The organism is Mesorhizobium sp. M4B.F.Ca.ET.203.01.1.1, assembly GCF_004791025.1.
In the GTDB taxonomy this organism is placed as follows: domain Bacteria; phylum Pseudomonadota; class Alphaproteobacteria; order Rhizobiales; family Rhizobiaceae; genus Mesorhizobium; species Mesorhizobium abyssinicae.
Genome location: NZ_SRUO01000005.1, coordinates 404,883 through 419,405 on the forward strand (window position 1 = coordinate 404,883; position 14,523 = coordinate 419,405).

Annotated in this window: 14 protein-coding genes; 5 read left to right on the top strand and 9 right to left on the bottom strand. The window is 64.7% G+C overall.

What is annotated here, in order from left to right:
* Positions 1-51 precede the first annotated feature (51 nt).
* The 3 genes from EN846_RS14520 to EN846_RS14530 all read left to right on the top strand — a co-directional run bounded on the left by EN846_RS14520 (position 52) and on the right by EN846_RS14530 (position 3,124).
* Positions 52-1,038: a sulfate ABC transporter substrate-binding protein gene (locus EN846_RS14520; protein WP_127394294.1), complete on the top strand. Its 987-nt coding sequence runs from the start codon at positions 52-54 to the stop codon at positions 1,036-1,038.
* Between the two features lie 263 nt (positions 1,039-1,301).
* On the top strand, positions 1,302-1,751 hold the full coding sequence (locus EN846_RS14525; protein WP_013530871.1) for an Rrf2 family transcriptional regulator: 450 nt from the start codon (positions 1,302-1,304) through the stop codon (positions 1,749-1,751).
* Positions 1,752-1,975: 224 nt separating this feature from the next.
* Positions 1,976-3,124, top strand: coding sequence for a hypothetical protein (locus EN846_RS14530; RefSeq protein ID WP_127392706.1), 1,149 nt, complete (start codon positions 1,976-1,978; stop codon positions 3,122-3,124).
* Here the strand turns inward: EN846_RS14530 and EN846_RS14535 are convergent.
* The 7 genes from EN846_RS14535 to EN846_RS14565 all read right to left on the bottom strand — a co-directional run bounded on the left by EN846_RS14535 (position 3,119) and on the right by EN846_RS14565 (position 11,131).
* On the bottom strand, positions 3,119-3,607 hold the full coding sequence (locus tag EN846_RS14535; protein WP_127392709.1) for a gluconokinase: 489 nt from the start codon (positions 3,605-3,607) through the stop codon (positions 3,119-3,121). The genes EN846_RS14530 and EN846_RS14535 overlap by 6 nt on opposite strands.
* 77 nt (positions 3,608-3,684) lie before the next feature.
* Complete coding sequence (locus EN846_RS14540) at positions 3,685-4,674, bottom strand: ABC transporter permease (RefSeq protein WP_127285456.1); 990 nt, start codon at positions 4,672-4,674, stop codon at positions 3,685-3,687.
* Positions 4,671-5,651, bottom strand: coding sequence for an ABC transporter permease (locus tag EN846_RS14545; protein WP_127285457.1), 981 nt, complete (start codon positions 5,649-5,651; stop codon positions 4,671-4,673). Before EN846_RS14545 ends, EN846_RS14540 begins: the two co-directional genes overlap by 4 nt.
* A 13-nt stretch (positions 5,652-5,664) precedes the next feature.
* The gene (locus EN846_RS14550) at positions 5,665-7,209 is read right to left on the bottom strand and encodes a sugar ABC transporter ATP-binding protein (protein ID WP_127285458.1); all 1,545 of its coding nucleotides are present in this window, start codon (positions 7,207-7,209) and stop codon (positions 5,665-5,667) included.
* Between the two features lie 81 nt (positions 7,210-7,290).
* Entirely contained in the window at positions 7,291-8,415 is a 1,125-nt protein-coding gene (locus EN846_RS14555) for a sugar ABC transporter substrate-binding protein (RefSeq protein ID WP_127285459.1), read from the bottom strand.
* A 305-nt stretch (positions 8,416-8,720) separates the two neighbouring features.
* A complete protein-coding gene (locus EN846_RS14560; protein WP_127392707.1) occupies positions 8,721-9,749 on the bottom strand; it encodes a LacI family DNA-binding transcriptional regulator in 1,029 nt (342 codons plus the stop codon).
* Between the two features lie 149 nt (positions 9,750-9,898).
* Positions 9,899-11,131 (bottom strand): MFS transporter, encoded by a 1,233-nt coding sequence (locus EN846_RS14565; RefSeq protein ID WP_127392708.1) that lies wholly within the window; start codon positions 11,129-11,131, stop codon positions 9,899-9,901.
* A 170-nt stretch (positions 11,132-11,301) separates the two neighbouring features.
* On the opposite strand from EN846_RS14565, the gene EN846_RS14570 reads away from it, so the two are divergent.
* Positions 11,302-11,589 carry a DUF3175 domain-containing protein gene (locus tag EN846_RS14570; RefSeq protein WP_127285462.1) on the top strand — a complete coding sequence of 96 codons (288 nt, stop codon included), beginning with the start codon at positions 11,302-11,304 and terminating at the stop codon, positions 11,587-11,589.
* 20 nt (positions 11,590-11,609) lie between these two features.
* Here the strand turns inward: EN846_RS14570 and EN846_RS14575 are convergent, their stop codons facing one another.
* Together EN846_RS14575 and EN846_RS14580 are read right to left on the bottom strand one after the other, a co-directional pair.
* Positions 11,610-12,386: a FadR/GntR family transcriptional regulator gene (locus tag EN846_RS14575; protein WP_126059023.1), complete on the bottom strand. Its 777-nt coding sequence runs from the start codon at positions 12,384-12,386 to the stop codon at positions 11,610-11,612.
* A gap of 102 nt (positions 12,387-12,488) precedes the next feature.
* The gene (locus EN846_RS14580; protein ID WP_127394020.1) at positions 12,489-13,385 is read right to left on the bottom strand and encodes an NAD(P)-dependent oxidoreductase; all 897 of its coding nucleotides are present in this window, start codon (positions 13,383-13,385) and stop codon (positions 12,489-12,491) included.
* A gap of 118 nt (positions 13,386-13,503) precedes the next feature.
* Here EN846_RS14580 and EN846_RS14585 point away from each other — a divergent pair, with 118 nt between their 5' ends.
* Complete coding sequence (locus EN846_RS14585; RefSeq protein WP_127310860.1) at positions 13,504-14,442, top strand: NAD(P)-dependent oxidoreductase; 939 nt, start codon at positions 13,504-13,506, stop codon at positions 14,440-14,442.
* The last annotated feature ends 81 nt before the right edge of the window (positions 14,443-14,523 follow it).

The window sequence follows — 14,523 nt, forward strand, 5'->3', positions numbered from 1 at the left end:
CTTGTGCTATTATCCTGCGCCCTTGTTGCAACTCTCAAGGAGCCGGTTTTCATGAAGCGATTTTTGCTTGGCGCGGCGGCACTGGCCACCCTCTTCCTCGCATCCTCCGGGGCCTGGTCGGCCGACAGGTTGCTGAACGCGTCCTACGACGTCGGCCGCGAGCTGTTCGCCGAAGTCAACAAGGCCTTCGTCGCCGAACATCCGGGCGTGACGATCGACCAGTCGCATGCCGGGTCCTCCGCTCAGGCGCGCGCCATCGCCGAAGGGCTCGGCGCCGATGTCGTCACCTTGAACCAGGTCATCGATGTCGATTTCCTGGTCAAGAAGGGGCTCGTCTCCGCCGACTGGCAGAAGGATTTCCCAGACAACGCCTCGCCCTTCTATTCGCTGCCGTCCTTCCTGGTGCGCGCCGGCAACCCCAAGCACATCAAGGACTGGAACGATCTGGTGCGCGACGACGTGCAGGTGATCTTCCCCAACCCGAAGACATCGGGCAACGCGCGCTACACCTATCTCGCCGCCACCGCTTACGCCAAGGAGGCCTTCAAGGGCGACGACGCCAAGGTGAAGGAGTTCATCACCAAGCTGTTCAACAACGTGCCGGTCTTCGACACCGGCGGCCGTGCCGCCACAACGACCTTCGTGCAGCGCGAGATCGGCGACGTGCTGATCACCTTCGAATCGGAGACGCGCGGCATCCGCAAGGAGTATGGCAACGACAAGTTCGAGCAGGTCACGCCCTCGGTCAGCCTGCTGGCGGAATTCCCCGTCGCCATCGTCGGCAAGGTTGCCGACGAGCATGGCACGCGCGATCTCGCCAAGACATACCTCGACTTCCTCTATACGCCCGAAGGCCAGGACATCCTTGCCCGCAACGGCAACCGCGTCCGCGATGCGGCGGTCGCGGCGAAGTACAAGGACCAGTTCCCCGATGTCCGCCTGCTGACGGTGGACGACGCCTTCGGCGGCTGGTCCAAGGTGCAGGCCGAGCATTTCGCCGCCGGCGGCCTGCTCGAGCAGGCCTATGGCAGCCGCTGACGGCTCCAACGCCTCGGCGTCGACCTGAACAGGAAAGCCGGCTTCGCCGGCTTTCCTATTTCATGCGCCAGCAGGCCGATGCCTGGCAAAATCCCGACCTCATCTGTGAGAAACGTTACAAAGAATCAACGCGTTTGTGCCTAACGTGCCGTCGGGCGGCTTGTTTTGCGCGAAACGGCAATACGCGATCCGAGACGTCATGATTTGCACACAAACAACCGCCAGATGCAGGCGATTGGGGTTTTTCGTGAACTGAATCGGGCATGCTTACCAAAAAAGGCAAATACGGCCTCAAGGCCCTCGTGCATCTTTCCGGCCTGCCGGCCGGCCAGCTTGCATTCGTCAACGACATCGCCGTCGCCAACAACATTCCGAAGAAATTCCTCGACGCCATTCTGGGCGAGTTGCGCAATGCCGGCTTCGTCCAGAGCCGCAAGGGCAAGGAAGGCGGCTATCGCCTTGCCCGCCCGGCCTCCGAGATTAAGATCGGCCATGTCGTGCGCGTCCTCGACGGGCCGCTGGCGCCGATCCCCTGCGCCAGCCGCACGCAGTACCAGCGCTGCGAGGACTGCGACGAGGCGACCTGCCAGGTCCGGCACATGATGCTGGAAGTGCGCCAGGCGATCGCCGAAGTGCTCGACAACCGCAGCCTCGCCGCCATGCGCGACGCCGACAATGACGATTTCCCCGTCGAGCTGACGTCGCAGATCTAGAGCAATTCCAGGAAAAGCGTGTAACGGTTAGGCTCGGCGACTTCGCCGTAGCCTTCCGTCCGGAATTGCCTGGAAACAAATTATTAGCCCGGACCTGAAGCTCCGCATCAAGGCCTGCGCCCGTCCCCTGGGCGCTCGAATGCTCGTGCCCGATTGCGCAGCGGCCATGGACGCAGTAGAGCGGCCTTTCGGACGCAACCAGGAACAGGCGGGACACCGATCCGATGAGGCTGCCGTGGTTCGGAAAATCCCGCAGGGCCGACCGCAGGAGATCGTCCCCCGTCCATCACACCGAGATCATCGCCGACGTGCCGGTGCCGGAGCGTGGCGAAGCGGTGCGCTTCTTCAGCCGCAGGCTGGTCGGACCCGGCCGGCTGCGCCGCTTCTCGAACCGCGATCTTCGCGAAAGCCTGCTCTTTTCTTTCCTTCTCGTCGTCGCCGCGACACTGCCGGTCGTCTGGTGGGCGCCGATCTGCGCCTGGAGTTCGAAGCTTCGGCTGAAGCGCCATCTCCGCAAGGATTTTCCACGCTACGCCGCAGCGGTCCGCACCGTCCTTGGCGACCACGTCGATGCGCAAGCGCTGTTCAGGCAATTGCTCGCCGCTGTTCATCGCCGGCAATTGCTGCTTGCCGCGCACCTCACCGGCCACGGCTGGTCGCCGGAAATCCGGCTGGAAGGGCTTGAGGGCCTGCGCGATGCGCTGCGGCGCGGCCGCGGCGCCATCATCTGGTGCGATCAGTTCACCGCCCAGACCATCATCGGCAAGCGGGCCCTGCATGCCGCCGGCCTCGAAACGCACCAGGTCAGCGTCAACTTCCACGGCTTTTCAGACTCGGTTTTCGGCCTGCGTTTCCTCAACCGGCCGCTGATCGCGGTGGAGAACCGCTACCTCAAAAGCCGGGTCGTCTTCGAGCGCGGCGATGCCTACCAGGTGACGGTGCGCATGCAACGCATGCTGAGGGAAAACGGCATCGTCCTGATGACCAACACGACCCACGCCGGCACCACCTTCACAGAAGTCGGCATCGGGGAAAGTGGCTGGACCCAGCTGGCCTCGGCTCCGGCAAACTTCGCCGCGCGAGGCGGAACGGCGCTGTTTGCCATGTCGACCTTCGAGACCGTGCCCTTTCGCGAATACCGCGCGGTCATCAGCCCCGAACTGGCGCCGCCGGCAAGGCCGGCATCCGCCGCGACAAGGGACATGGCGGCGAAGAACCTCGAAATGCAGGCGCGCTACATCCTGCTCAAGCGCGATCGCCTCCTGGAGGCGATGAAATTGTACCCGGAACAGATGATGGTATGGGCAGGCGCCCAGAGGTTCACCGAGCGGTCGGGCGACACGACGGACGCGGGCGCCGACATATCCTCATGAGGTCTTTGTCCTGAATTCGTCAAGCACGCCGGCGACGATGTCGGAGATCGGGCCGGTGCCGTCCACGGTCAACGCCGGTTCATCCGCCGTCGGCGCTTCGAGCGTGGCGAACTGGCTGTCGACAAGGCTCGCCGGCATGAAATGCCCCTTGCGGCTGGCGACACGGCGCCTGGCGGTTTCAGCATCGATTTCCAGATAGACGAAGCACAGCTCCGGGCAAAAGCCGCGCAGTCGCGCGCGGTAGCCGCGCTTCAGCGCCGAGCAGGCGGCGATCACGCTCTGCCCGTCGGCGATCGCGGCCGCGATGCGCCCCCCGATCGCATCCAGCCAGCCGGCGCGCAATTCGTCGGTGAGCGGCTCACCGCTTGCCATGCGCGCCACGTTCTCGGGCGGATGCAGCCTGTCGCCCTCGACGAATGCCGCACCCAGCGCCGCCGCCAGCGCCTCGCCGACCGCGGACTTGCCACAGCCGGCCACCCCCATCGCCACTATGGCCAGTGGCGGTTGGGCGTCGCTCGTCCGTGCCTCGCTCGGCAGCGGTCCAGCTTTTTCGGTCACGGTCAGCGGCTCGCCGGCGCCCGGCCGTAGAGCAGAAGCATGACCACAATGACCACGCCGTAGACGATCTGCCGCCCCGCCTCCGGCATCTGCATGACCGAGAGGATGGACTGCAGAAGCGTGATCAGGATGACGCCTGCGACGGTGCCCAGATAGGAACCGCGTCCCCCAAGGATCGAGGTGCCGCCGAGCACAACAGCAGCGATCGACGGCAACAGATAGGCATCGCCCATCGACTGCGCCGCCTTCGAAGCGTAACCGGCCAAAAGCACGCCGCCAAAGGCCGAGAGCCCGCCCGAAACCGCGAAGGCGACCATCACCACGCGGCGTGTGTCGATGCCCGAAAGATAGGCGGCGCGCTCCCGGTTGCCGATGCCGTAGACGGCGCGGCCGAAGCCGGTGCGGGTCAGCAGGAAGACCATGGCCGCGCCGATCAGCGCCCAGATGATGACGGCGTTGGGCACCGCCGGAATGGCAAAGCCGGTCGCCAGATAGCGCATCGCCGGCGTTGCCGAATCCTGCGGTGAGAAGCCTCCCGTGTAGACCACCATCAGCCCTTGCGCGACGGCATTGGTGGCCAGCGTGATGATCATCGAGGGGATACGCAGATACGCGACGCCGATGCCGTTGACGACGCCGATCGCGATGCCGCAGACAATGCCGAACGGGATGGCGAGCACCGACCCGAGCGGCCCGTAAGCCGCGGCCGCGCACGCCATCATGGCGCCGACCGCCACCGACCATGGCACCGACAGGTCGATCTGGCCGAGCAGGATGACCAGCATCATGCCGGTGGCGATGACGCCGAGGAACGATGCCACCTTGAGCTGCTGCAGCAGATATTCCGGCGACAGGAAGCTGCGCGAATAGAGGCTGCCGACAAGCAGCAGCAGCACGATGCAGGCGAAGGCGGTGACGACGGCCGGATCGGCGCGGCGAAGGAATTTCGGCATGCGCCCGGCAATGCCGCCGATGAGGGTCGTATCGCTCACAGGAACCACTCCAGCCGGTTGCGGACCCTGAACAGGGCGAAGGCGCCGAGGCTGACCGCGATCAGCAGGATAACGCCCTGGAACAGCGGCTGCCAGAGCGGGTCGAGGTCGAAGACGAAGAGCAGGTCGCCGATGGTGCGGAAGGCGAGCGCGCCGAAGATCGCGCCGAGCGCGCTGCCCTTGCCGCCGAACAGCGAGACGCCGCCGAGCACTACGGCGGCGATCGAAAACAGCGTGTAGGCGTTGCCGCTGGCATAGGCGGCGTCGCCCGTATAGGTGAAGAAGGTCAGGAACAGCCCGCCGATCGCGGCCAGCAGCCCGGCAAGCGTGTAGGCGACAAATTTTCCGCGCCGGATCGGCACGCCCGACATATAGGCGGCGGTCTCCGAGGAGCCGGCGGCGTAGGCCGCGCGGCCAAGCTCCGAGCGGCTGAACGGCACCCACACGATCAGCACAACGACTGCCAGCGCGACCAGGCTCGCCGGGACCAGGCCGAACAGCCGCCCGGTGAGGGCGTCGGCAAGATCTTCATTGACCGAACCGCCGGGAAACGGCCGCAGCAGCAGCGCGAGGCCGAAATAGACGGCACCGGTGGCGATGGTGGCGACGATCGGCTGCAGCCGTCCATAGATGACGATGGCGCCGTTGATGGCGCCGCAGACGAGCCCGGTGCCGAGCACGGCGATGACGCCGAAAGCGGTCTCGAGCCCGGTGCCGATCACCAGCCAGGAAGCCAGGCAATTGGTCAGCGTGAAGATCATGCCGACCGAAAGGTCGATGCCGGCGGTGATCACCACCAGAGTCTGCGCCATGGCGACGAAGGCAAGCAGCACGCCTTTGTTGGCGGCCGTCTGCACGACATTGGCGGTAAAGCCGGCCGGATGGTTCGCGCTGTAGATCGCGAACATGGCGACGAAGATACCGAGTGCGAGCAACGTTCCGCGTTGCTCGGCCAGCCAGTAACGCCAATCCTTCACGCTACGATCCTCTTCATGCGCCCTCTCCCTGCAGCGGACCGGCGCCCTCGCCGTGGATATTGAGCGCGCTGGCGATCAGCGCATGCTCGGTGATCTCGGCACCGACCAGCTCGCGCTTGACCGCACCGTCATAGAGCACCAGTACCCGGTCGCAGCAGCCGATCAGTTCGTCATAGTCGGTCGAATAGAACAGGATCGCGGCCCCGGCGTCGGCGAGCTTGCGCATCAGTTGGTAGAGTTCCTGCTTGGTGCCGACATCGATGCCGCGTGTCGGGTCGTTGAGCAAGACGATGCGCGGCTGCCGCATCAGCCATTTGGCGATGACGACCTTCTGCTGGTTGCCGCCCGACAGCGCGCCGACCGGAATGTCGAGGCCGGCGGTCTTAATGGCAAGCAGCTCCACCATGTCGTCGATCAGCCGCTGCTCGGTCGCGCGGTCGATGACGCCGGCCTTCGACAGCCGGTCGAGCGCCGCGAAGGAAAGGTTCTCGCGCACCGTCATAGGCAGCATGAGCCCCTCGGTCTTGCGGTCCTCGGGGATGAGCGCCATGCCGATGCGGCCGTCGCGCGCGGCTGAGGGACTGGCGATGGAAACCGCCTTGCCATCGACCAGTATCTCGCCGGCAAGGCCGCGCAGCACGCCGAAGAAGGCAAGCAGCAACTCCCGCTGGCCCTGGCCGTCGAGGCCGCCGAGGCCGACGACCTCGCCCGCCCCGACGGTGAGCGAGACATTGTCCAGCCGGTCGGTCCAGCACAGGTTGCGCGCCTCCAGCACCGGGACGGCGGCACCGTGCCGGGCCGGCTTCGGCGGGAATATGTGGCTGTATTCGCGTCCGATCATCAGTTCGACGACCTCGCTGTCGCTCTTCGAGCCGGCAGCGTAGCTGGCGACATTGCGGCCGTTGCGGAAGACGGTGCACTGGTCGGCAAGCTCGGCGATCTCGTTCATCCGGTGCGAGATGTAGAGCAGCGCCAGCCCCTCTTCCCGCAGCCGCTTCAGCACGCCGAAGATCTTGGCGACGTCGGTCGCGGTCAGCGCCGAGGTGGCCTCGTCGAGGATCAGGATGCGCGGCTTGCGGGCCAGCGCCTTGGCGATCTCGACCATCTGCCTTCTTGAAAGTGGAAGGTCCTTGACCAGCGCCAGCGGGTGGATGTCGGAAGCACCGGCGCGGGCGAGCGCCTCTTCGGCGATACGGCGCTGCGCCTTTCGGTCGATCAGGCCGAAACGCTTCGGCGGATCGGAAATGACGATGTTGTCGGCCACGCTGAGCTCGGGGATCAGCGACAGCTCCTGGAAAATGCAGACGATGCCCGCCCGGTTGGCCGCCGCCGGCGAGGCGAAACTCACCTCGCTTCCATCGAGTAGCATGCGGCCCTCATCGGGCGCCACGACGCCGGCCATCACCTTGATCAATGTCGACTTGCCGGCGCCGTTTTCGCCGAGAATGGCATGGATGCTACCCGCCGTGACGGACAGCTCCGCCTTTTCCAGGGCCCGCACGCCGCCATAGCGTTTGGATATGCCTTGCATGCTAAAGAGCGGAACCGCGCCGTCCATCAGCCCTCCGAGGCAATTTGCTGTCGATAGGTGGCAAGCAGCCGGAGCCGCGGGAGATGCCCGCCGCTCCGGCCGGTCAGACTACTTGTTTTCCTTGGTCTGGCCCATGATTTCCTGCGCGGTGAAATTGATCCCGCAGGTCGGGAAGGAATTGCCGACGAAGAAATTGTCGGACTGATCGGGGAAGTAATCCTGGCCTTCCTTGAAATTCGGATCCTCGACGATCGCCAGCGGCAGTTTCACCGATTGCGGCACGACGTTGCCCTCGAGCGCGGAGATCGCCGTCTTGATGGCGACCGCCACCTGGGCGGGGCCGGTGCCGGCCGACGAGCACTTCAGGCCATCGGCGGCGTGCGCCGCGCAGAACTTGCGGAAGCCATTTTCGGTCTCGCCGCCGAACGGCACGAAAGCATGCTTTGCATCGATCATCGCCTGTACGATGCCGGTGTCGCCGCCCTGGCCGGTGATGCCGACGAACGGACCGTTGGTGGCGATGGCGTCGGCGGTGACCTTCTGCGCTGTCGGATCATCCCATTTGCCGGCGACTTCGGTGACGTCCCACTTCTTGCCCGAAGCGTCCAGGACCTCATGGATGCCATTGTGGCGATCGGTATCGACCGAGGTGCCGGCAACACCGCGTACTTCCAGGATCTTGCCGCCATCGGGTATATGGCTGATCAGCCACTTGGCCCACAGTTCCCCGAGGCCCTTCTGGTCGACATTGACGTTGATGGCATCCTTGGTGTCGAGGATGTTGTCGAAGGCGACAAGGACGACGCCGGCTTCCTTGGCGCGCTTGATCACCGGCCCGAAGGCTGTCGGGTTCTGGGCATTGACGACGATCGCGTCAAAGCCGGAATCGATGAAGTTGTTGATCGCCGAAATCTGCGCCGGGACATCCTCGCCGGTCGATACGACCTTGAATTCCTTCAGCTTTGCCGCGACGTCCTTCTGCGCGGCATAGGCCTTGGCCGTCTGGATCATTTGGATGCGCCAGGTGTTGGCGATATAGCCGTTGGCGAGCGCGATGCGGTACGGGCCATCCTTCTTGGGGAATTTGAAGAACTGGGTGTCGGCCGCCCACGGCGCGAAGCAATCCGGCTCGGCTGCCGGCCCCTTGACGACTTCCGGCTCGGCGATCGCCGATGAGCTCAGCATGACGAATGCAGTGGCGGCAACGATGCCACCAACAAGTGACTTGATCATTGATATTCCTCCCGGTTGCAGTTCTGCTTGATGCTGCGTGGTTCTGGCGCCTATCCACATCTGGGAAGGCCCTCCAGCCTTGCCCATGACGCCTTTCAGGGTGGCGGCTTGCCACCCGATGCCCCTCCTCCATCTCCCTCAAGGAGAAAACAAAGCTAGCATATTATATATAATAAACAAGCATGAGCTGTCGCTTATATATAATAAACAGACCCTGGTCTTGCTTTGAATTTTCGCGCGAAACAACTGGTAGCGCTACCATGACGCAGTGTAAACCGGCATTTGCACAGTCGCTTCTGCGTGTTTCAACGTGCTGTGCTCTCGCGCCTCATCAGCTCGAAACCGAGGTCGACAACGCGCTGTCGCGGCCTCTCCCCCGCGATCGCCGCCAGCGCCATGGCGACTGCCTGGCGGCCGATTTCATAGCGATGGGTGCGGATGCTGGTGACCGACGGAAATGCCGCCTGCATCATGTCGAGATCGTTGAAGCCGACGATGCCGATGGTCTTGGGAACTTCGATAGCAGCGCGATGGCATTCGAACAGGACGCCAAGCGCGATATCGTCGTTGTTGCAGAAAACCGCGTCGAGCGACGGCATCTTGGCCAACGCATCGCGAAGAAGCTCTCGACCGAGCGTCACGCTGGACAGCAGTGGCGTGGTGGTCACCAGCCGCGGGTCGAACAGGCCCGCCGCTTCCATGGCGGCGCGATAGCCGGCCAGGCGCCGCTGCGAGCGCGGGTCCATGCGGGCGCCGATGAAGCCGACCCGCCGGTAGCCCGCCTCGATCAGGTGCTCGGTCGCCGCCCGGCCGCCGTCGAAATGCGAAAACCCGACCAGCATGTCGACCGGATCGGGACCGGTCTCCATGACCTGAACCACCGGGCAGCCGGCCGTCTCCAGCAGGCGGCGCGAGGTTGGCGTCTGGTCAATGCCGGCCACGATCAAAGCCGCCGGACGTTGCGGCGCGAACACCTGCAGGAGGCGCTCCTCTTCGAGGCCGGAATAATGGGTGTTGCCGAGCTGGATCCGGAAGGGACTGTCCGACAGGCTGTCATAGATGCCGCGCACGACCTCGGCGAAGACGTTGTTGGTGAGCGACGGCACCAGTACGCCGAACACCTCGGCGCGGGCCGAGGCCAGCGCCCTTGCGTTCGGATCGGGAACGTAGCCGAGCTCGTCGACGGCGGCCTGGATTTGGCGGCGCAGCTCTTCCGAAACCCGCCCCGGTTCGCGCAGCGCCCGCGATACGGTGATCGCGCCGACGCCGGCCTTGCGCGCCACGTCGGCGATGGTCGGGCGGCCGCCGCCGCGGCGCGAGCGCGGCTTGATCACCGCCCTGCCCTCGATGCCCCGCCATCATCCAGGCTGGGCCGCGAAACGATGGTCTTTGTCGGTATCGCCATGCCAATCCCTCGCCGCGCCATTCTGGCGTCGCGCAGCATGCCGCCCTTGTCAAGCAGGCGGGACCTCGCGGCCCGCCGTCAGGCCATCGCCATGGCGCTGCGCCGCGCCTTCCACATCAGCAGGAGGATGGCCGCCAGATTCACCAGGTTCCAGGCGATGCCGTTGAGGAAGGCGGCGGCATAGGAGCCGGTGAGGTCATAGATCCAGCCCGACATCCAGCCGCCGACCGCCATGCCGAAGATGGTCGCCATCATGACGATGCCGACGCGCTGGCCGGCCTCCCTTGCCGGCATGTAGTCGCGTATGATGATCGCATAGCAGGGCACGATGCCGCCTTGCGACAGGCCGAAGACCAGCGACACGACATAGAGCGAGGCAAGCCCGTCGAAGGGGATGTAGAACAGCAGCGACAGGCATTGCAGCACCGAGCCGATCAGCAGCGTCCTCACCGCGCCGATGCGATCGGCAAGGAAGCCCGAGCCGATGCGGCTGGCGACGCCCGCCGCCAGCATGATCGACAGCATGTCGGCGCCATGCGCCATGCCGTAACCGAGGTCCATGCAGTAGGCGACGATGTGCACCTGCGGCATCGACATCGCCATGCAGCAGCCGAAGCCGGCGACGACCAGCAGAAGCTGCAGCGCCGACGGCGAAAGCGAGATCGGCCGCACCGGACGGCCGCCGGCAGTGCCGGCCATCGCTTCGTGCGGAGCGCCGCGCCGCAGCATCAGCACCAGCGGCACCATTGTGAGCAGGCAGACGACGCCGATCGCCGCATAGGTGAAGCGCCAGCCTTCCGCCCTCATGATCGTCGGCATGACGAAGGGCCAGACCGCCCCGGCGAGGTAATTGCCCGATGCCGCCACCGTCACCGCGACGCCGCGGCGCCGGTTGAACCAATGCGAGATGTCGGCGATCAGCGGGCCGAAGATTGCCGACGTCCCGACGCCGATCAGAAGTCCCTGGACCAGGGTGAAGCCGAGGATCGAACTGGTGAGCGAGGCGAGCAGGAAACCGGCGCCGAGCGCCGTCGCGGAAACCAGCGCCGGAATCCAGTAGCCCACCCGGTCGATGGCGCGGCCGACCAGCACATTGCCGGCGGCAAAGCCGACCATGGTCGCGGTATAAGGCATCGAGGCCGCGGCGCGATCGACGCCGAACTCCGCCTGCACCGCCGGCAGCACCACGACCACCGCCCACATGCCGACACCGCCGATCGTCGCCAGAACCACCGAGATGGCGAGCCGGATCCAGGCATAGGCGCTGTCGATGCCTGGGCTCTGGGCGCTGCTGGAGAAGGTGGTGGCCAAGGCGTTTCCTGTCCGCGGTGTTCTTTGGATCGAGCGGTTCGGCTCCACTATTCGGCGCATCGGCGGGCATCGAGCAGCGCCACGACAGGCAAATCCGTCGCTCCAGAAGCAAGGATCCGGCGGGAACAGACATCTCCGCGTTGAGTTTCCGTTATGAAAGGAGTGCTGCCATGACCGCGAAACGAAAATGGTCGGCCGAAGTGACCGGGCACAGCAACGCGATGGATCTCGAGGAGCATGTCTTCGAATCCGACGATGCCAGGAAGATCGCCGCCTCGCTCAAGCGATCGGCCGAGCACAGCGACCGGCGCAAGGCCGAGCCGTTCCAGTCCGCCATGTCGATGCTGAACTTCTACATCAACCGTGCCGGCAGCAACCTGCCGGCGGAACGCAAGCGAGTGCTGGAGAAGGCCAAGGACGAGCTGCGCGCCGCTTTCGGCCGCGAGCAAGACGATTGATTTCGCTCGGGTCGCGTCGTCTATCTCGATTTGATGACGTCGTCGGTGTTGGCGAGCAGCTTGCGCACCGCGGCGCGCGCCGCGTCCGGCCGCTGCAGCCGGATGTTCTTCTCGATCGCCTCATGCAGCTTCTGCGCATGCTGCAGGTCGTCGACCTCTCGCGTCGTGTAGCTGAACAGATGGTCGAACGCGGATTCGATCAGCACGCCGAGCGGCACCAGCAAGTCGTTGCCCGATGCCCTGAGAATGGCGAGGTGGAAGCGCGTGTCGGCGCGCGTCCGCTCCTGCAGCGTCGGCGCCTCGCCCATCTCGCGGCAGGCCTGGCTGATCTCGGCCATCTGTTCTTCGGTACGCCGCATCGCGGCGAAAGCCGTCGCCTCCGGCTCGATGATATGGCGGAATTCCTGCACCGTCTTCAGGAAGACCTCGCGGTCGGGCGAGGTCGCGTACCAGGCAAGCACGTCGCGGTCGAGCAGGTTCCAGCGCTCTTTCGGCTCCACCCAGCTGCCGATCTTCGGGCGCGATGCCAAAAGGCTCTTGGCCATCAGCATCTTGATCGCCTCGCGCACGGCCGAACGGCTGACGTCGAAGGTCTCCGACCATTTGGCCTCGTTGGGCAGGATGGTGCCCGGCGGATAGTCGCCGCGCACAATCCGAAGGCCGATCTCGCTGGCCAGCGAAGCATGCACGCTCGATCCCGGAATGCGCGGCGCATCGGCTCGGCGAATGGCGGCCTGGCGCTCGGCGGACGCCGCCTGCTCCGGTGATTTTTCCTTGTTCGGCTTCCCGTTCCGCATCTGCCCCAGAAAGTCCGGATTTCGGACCCTGTCAAGCACGGCAAGGCTGATGGAGCGCAAAGCCGGCGGCTGTGCACAGATCAGCCACGGCTTTGCGCCCCATCAGGCCGTTTTGACGTATTTGCGCCAGCTGTGCTCCGGACGGAAGCCGAGCAGGTCGCGCGCCTTGCGGTTGGAGAGCAGCGTCTCGTATTCGCCGAGCTCCGCCTTGACCGGCACGTTCGGATAGAACCGCTTCAGGAGTTCCGCTGTCGGCAGGTCGGACGAGGTGTCGTCGTTGGCGGCGTTGAACACCTGATAGCCGAGCCCGTCCTTCTCGATGGCGCGGAGCGTGATCTGGCCAAGGTCGCGGGCGTCGACATAGCTCCAGGCGATCCGCTTGCGGAAGCCCGGATCGGCGAACCATTTCGGGAACAGCGAATACTCATGCGGCTCGATGACGTTGCCGATGCGCAAGGCGTAGATGTCGGTGCCGTTGCGCTGCGCGAAGGCGCGCGCCGTCTTTTCGTTGACGATCTTGGACAGCGCGTAGCTGTCCATTGGATCGACGTCGTACTCCTCGTCGAGCGGGAAATATTTGGGATCGCGCGGCTCGTTGGCGAAGACCAGGCCGTAGGTCGTCTCGCTGGACGCAACCACCACCTTGCGGATGCCGAGTTTCACCGCCGCCTCGATGACATTGTAGGTGCCCATCGCGTTGATACGGAACACCTCGTTGTCGGGCGTGATCATGATGCGCGGGATGGCGGCGAAATGCACAACGGCGTCGACCGGCTGCGGACGCAGCGACGGATCGAACTCGTGCAGGCCCATATAGCTCGACAGCGCATTGAACACCTGGCCGCTGTCGGTGATGTCGGTGATCAACGTGCGCACTTTCGGATTGTCGAGCGGCTTGGTGTCGATGTTGAGCACCTGGCAGTCATGATCGACCAGATACTGCACGACGTGCCGCCCTGCCTTGCCGCTGCCGCCGGTGAACATGATCCGCTTCGTCATTTCGCTCTCCACATCGCTCGATATTGCCGTGTATTGTCAGACAATATTGCATTCCGCAACCATATGCGGCAAGAACAACGGCGAAATTATCGATAATCCCCAGACAGGACGGAACGACATGACCACCACCGCTGCGCGCGAAAAAATCGGCTTCATCGGCCTGGGCCTCATGGGGCACGGCATCGCCAAGAACATCGTCGACAAGGGCTATCCGTTGACCTTTCTCGGTCGCAAGAACCGCAAACCGGCGGAGGACCTGGCTGGCCGCGGCGCCACCGAAGCGGCGACGTCACGCGAGGTGGCGACATCATCCGACATCGTCTTCATCTGCGTCACCGGCTCGCGCGAGGTCGAAGCCATCATTCGCGGCCCCGGCGGCCTGAAGGAAGGCCTGAAGCAAGGCGCCGTGGTCGTCGATTGCTCGACCTCCGACCCGGTCTCGACGGTGGCGCTGGCGGCCGAACTCAAGGCGCTTGGCGTCGACTATGTCGACGCGCCGCTCAGCCGCACGCCGAAGGAGGCCTGGGAAGGCACGCTGGATGCCATGGTCGGCGCGCCCGACCCGGTTTTCAACAGGGTGAAGCCGGTGATCGAGACCTGGGCCGGCCGTATCGTCCATATCGGCGACACCGGCGACGGCCACCGCATGAAATTGCTCAACAATTTCATCTCGCTGGGCTACGCCGCGATCTATTCCGAGGCACTGGCGCTGGCCGAGAAGGTCGGCATCTCGCCGTCGCGCTTCGACAGCGTCATCCGCAACGGCCGCATGGACTGCCCCTTCTATCAGACCTTCATGCGCTGGACGCTGGAGGGCGACCGCGACGCGCATAAATTCTCCATCGCCAACGCTTTCAAGGACCTCACCTATCTGGAGTCCATGGCGGGCGCCGCCGGCATCGCCAATCCCCTCGGCAACGCCACCAAAAACTCCTTCGCCGGCGCCTATGCCGCCGGCCCGGCCGAGCAGTTCGTGCCGATGCTGGCGACCCATATCGGCAAGGTCAACGGCGTCGACCTGATGCCGTCGAAGGATGGCGTGAAGCAAAAGATCTGAGCGCGACCCAGGAAAAGCGGTACCGGTCGTCCGTCCGGCCGCGGTAAAACAAATGCTTAGAGCGGGACGCTGATTCTGCAG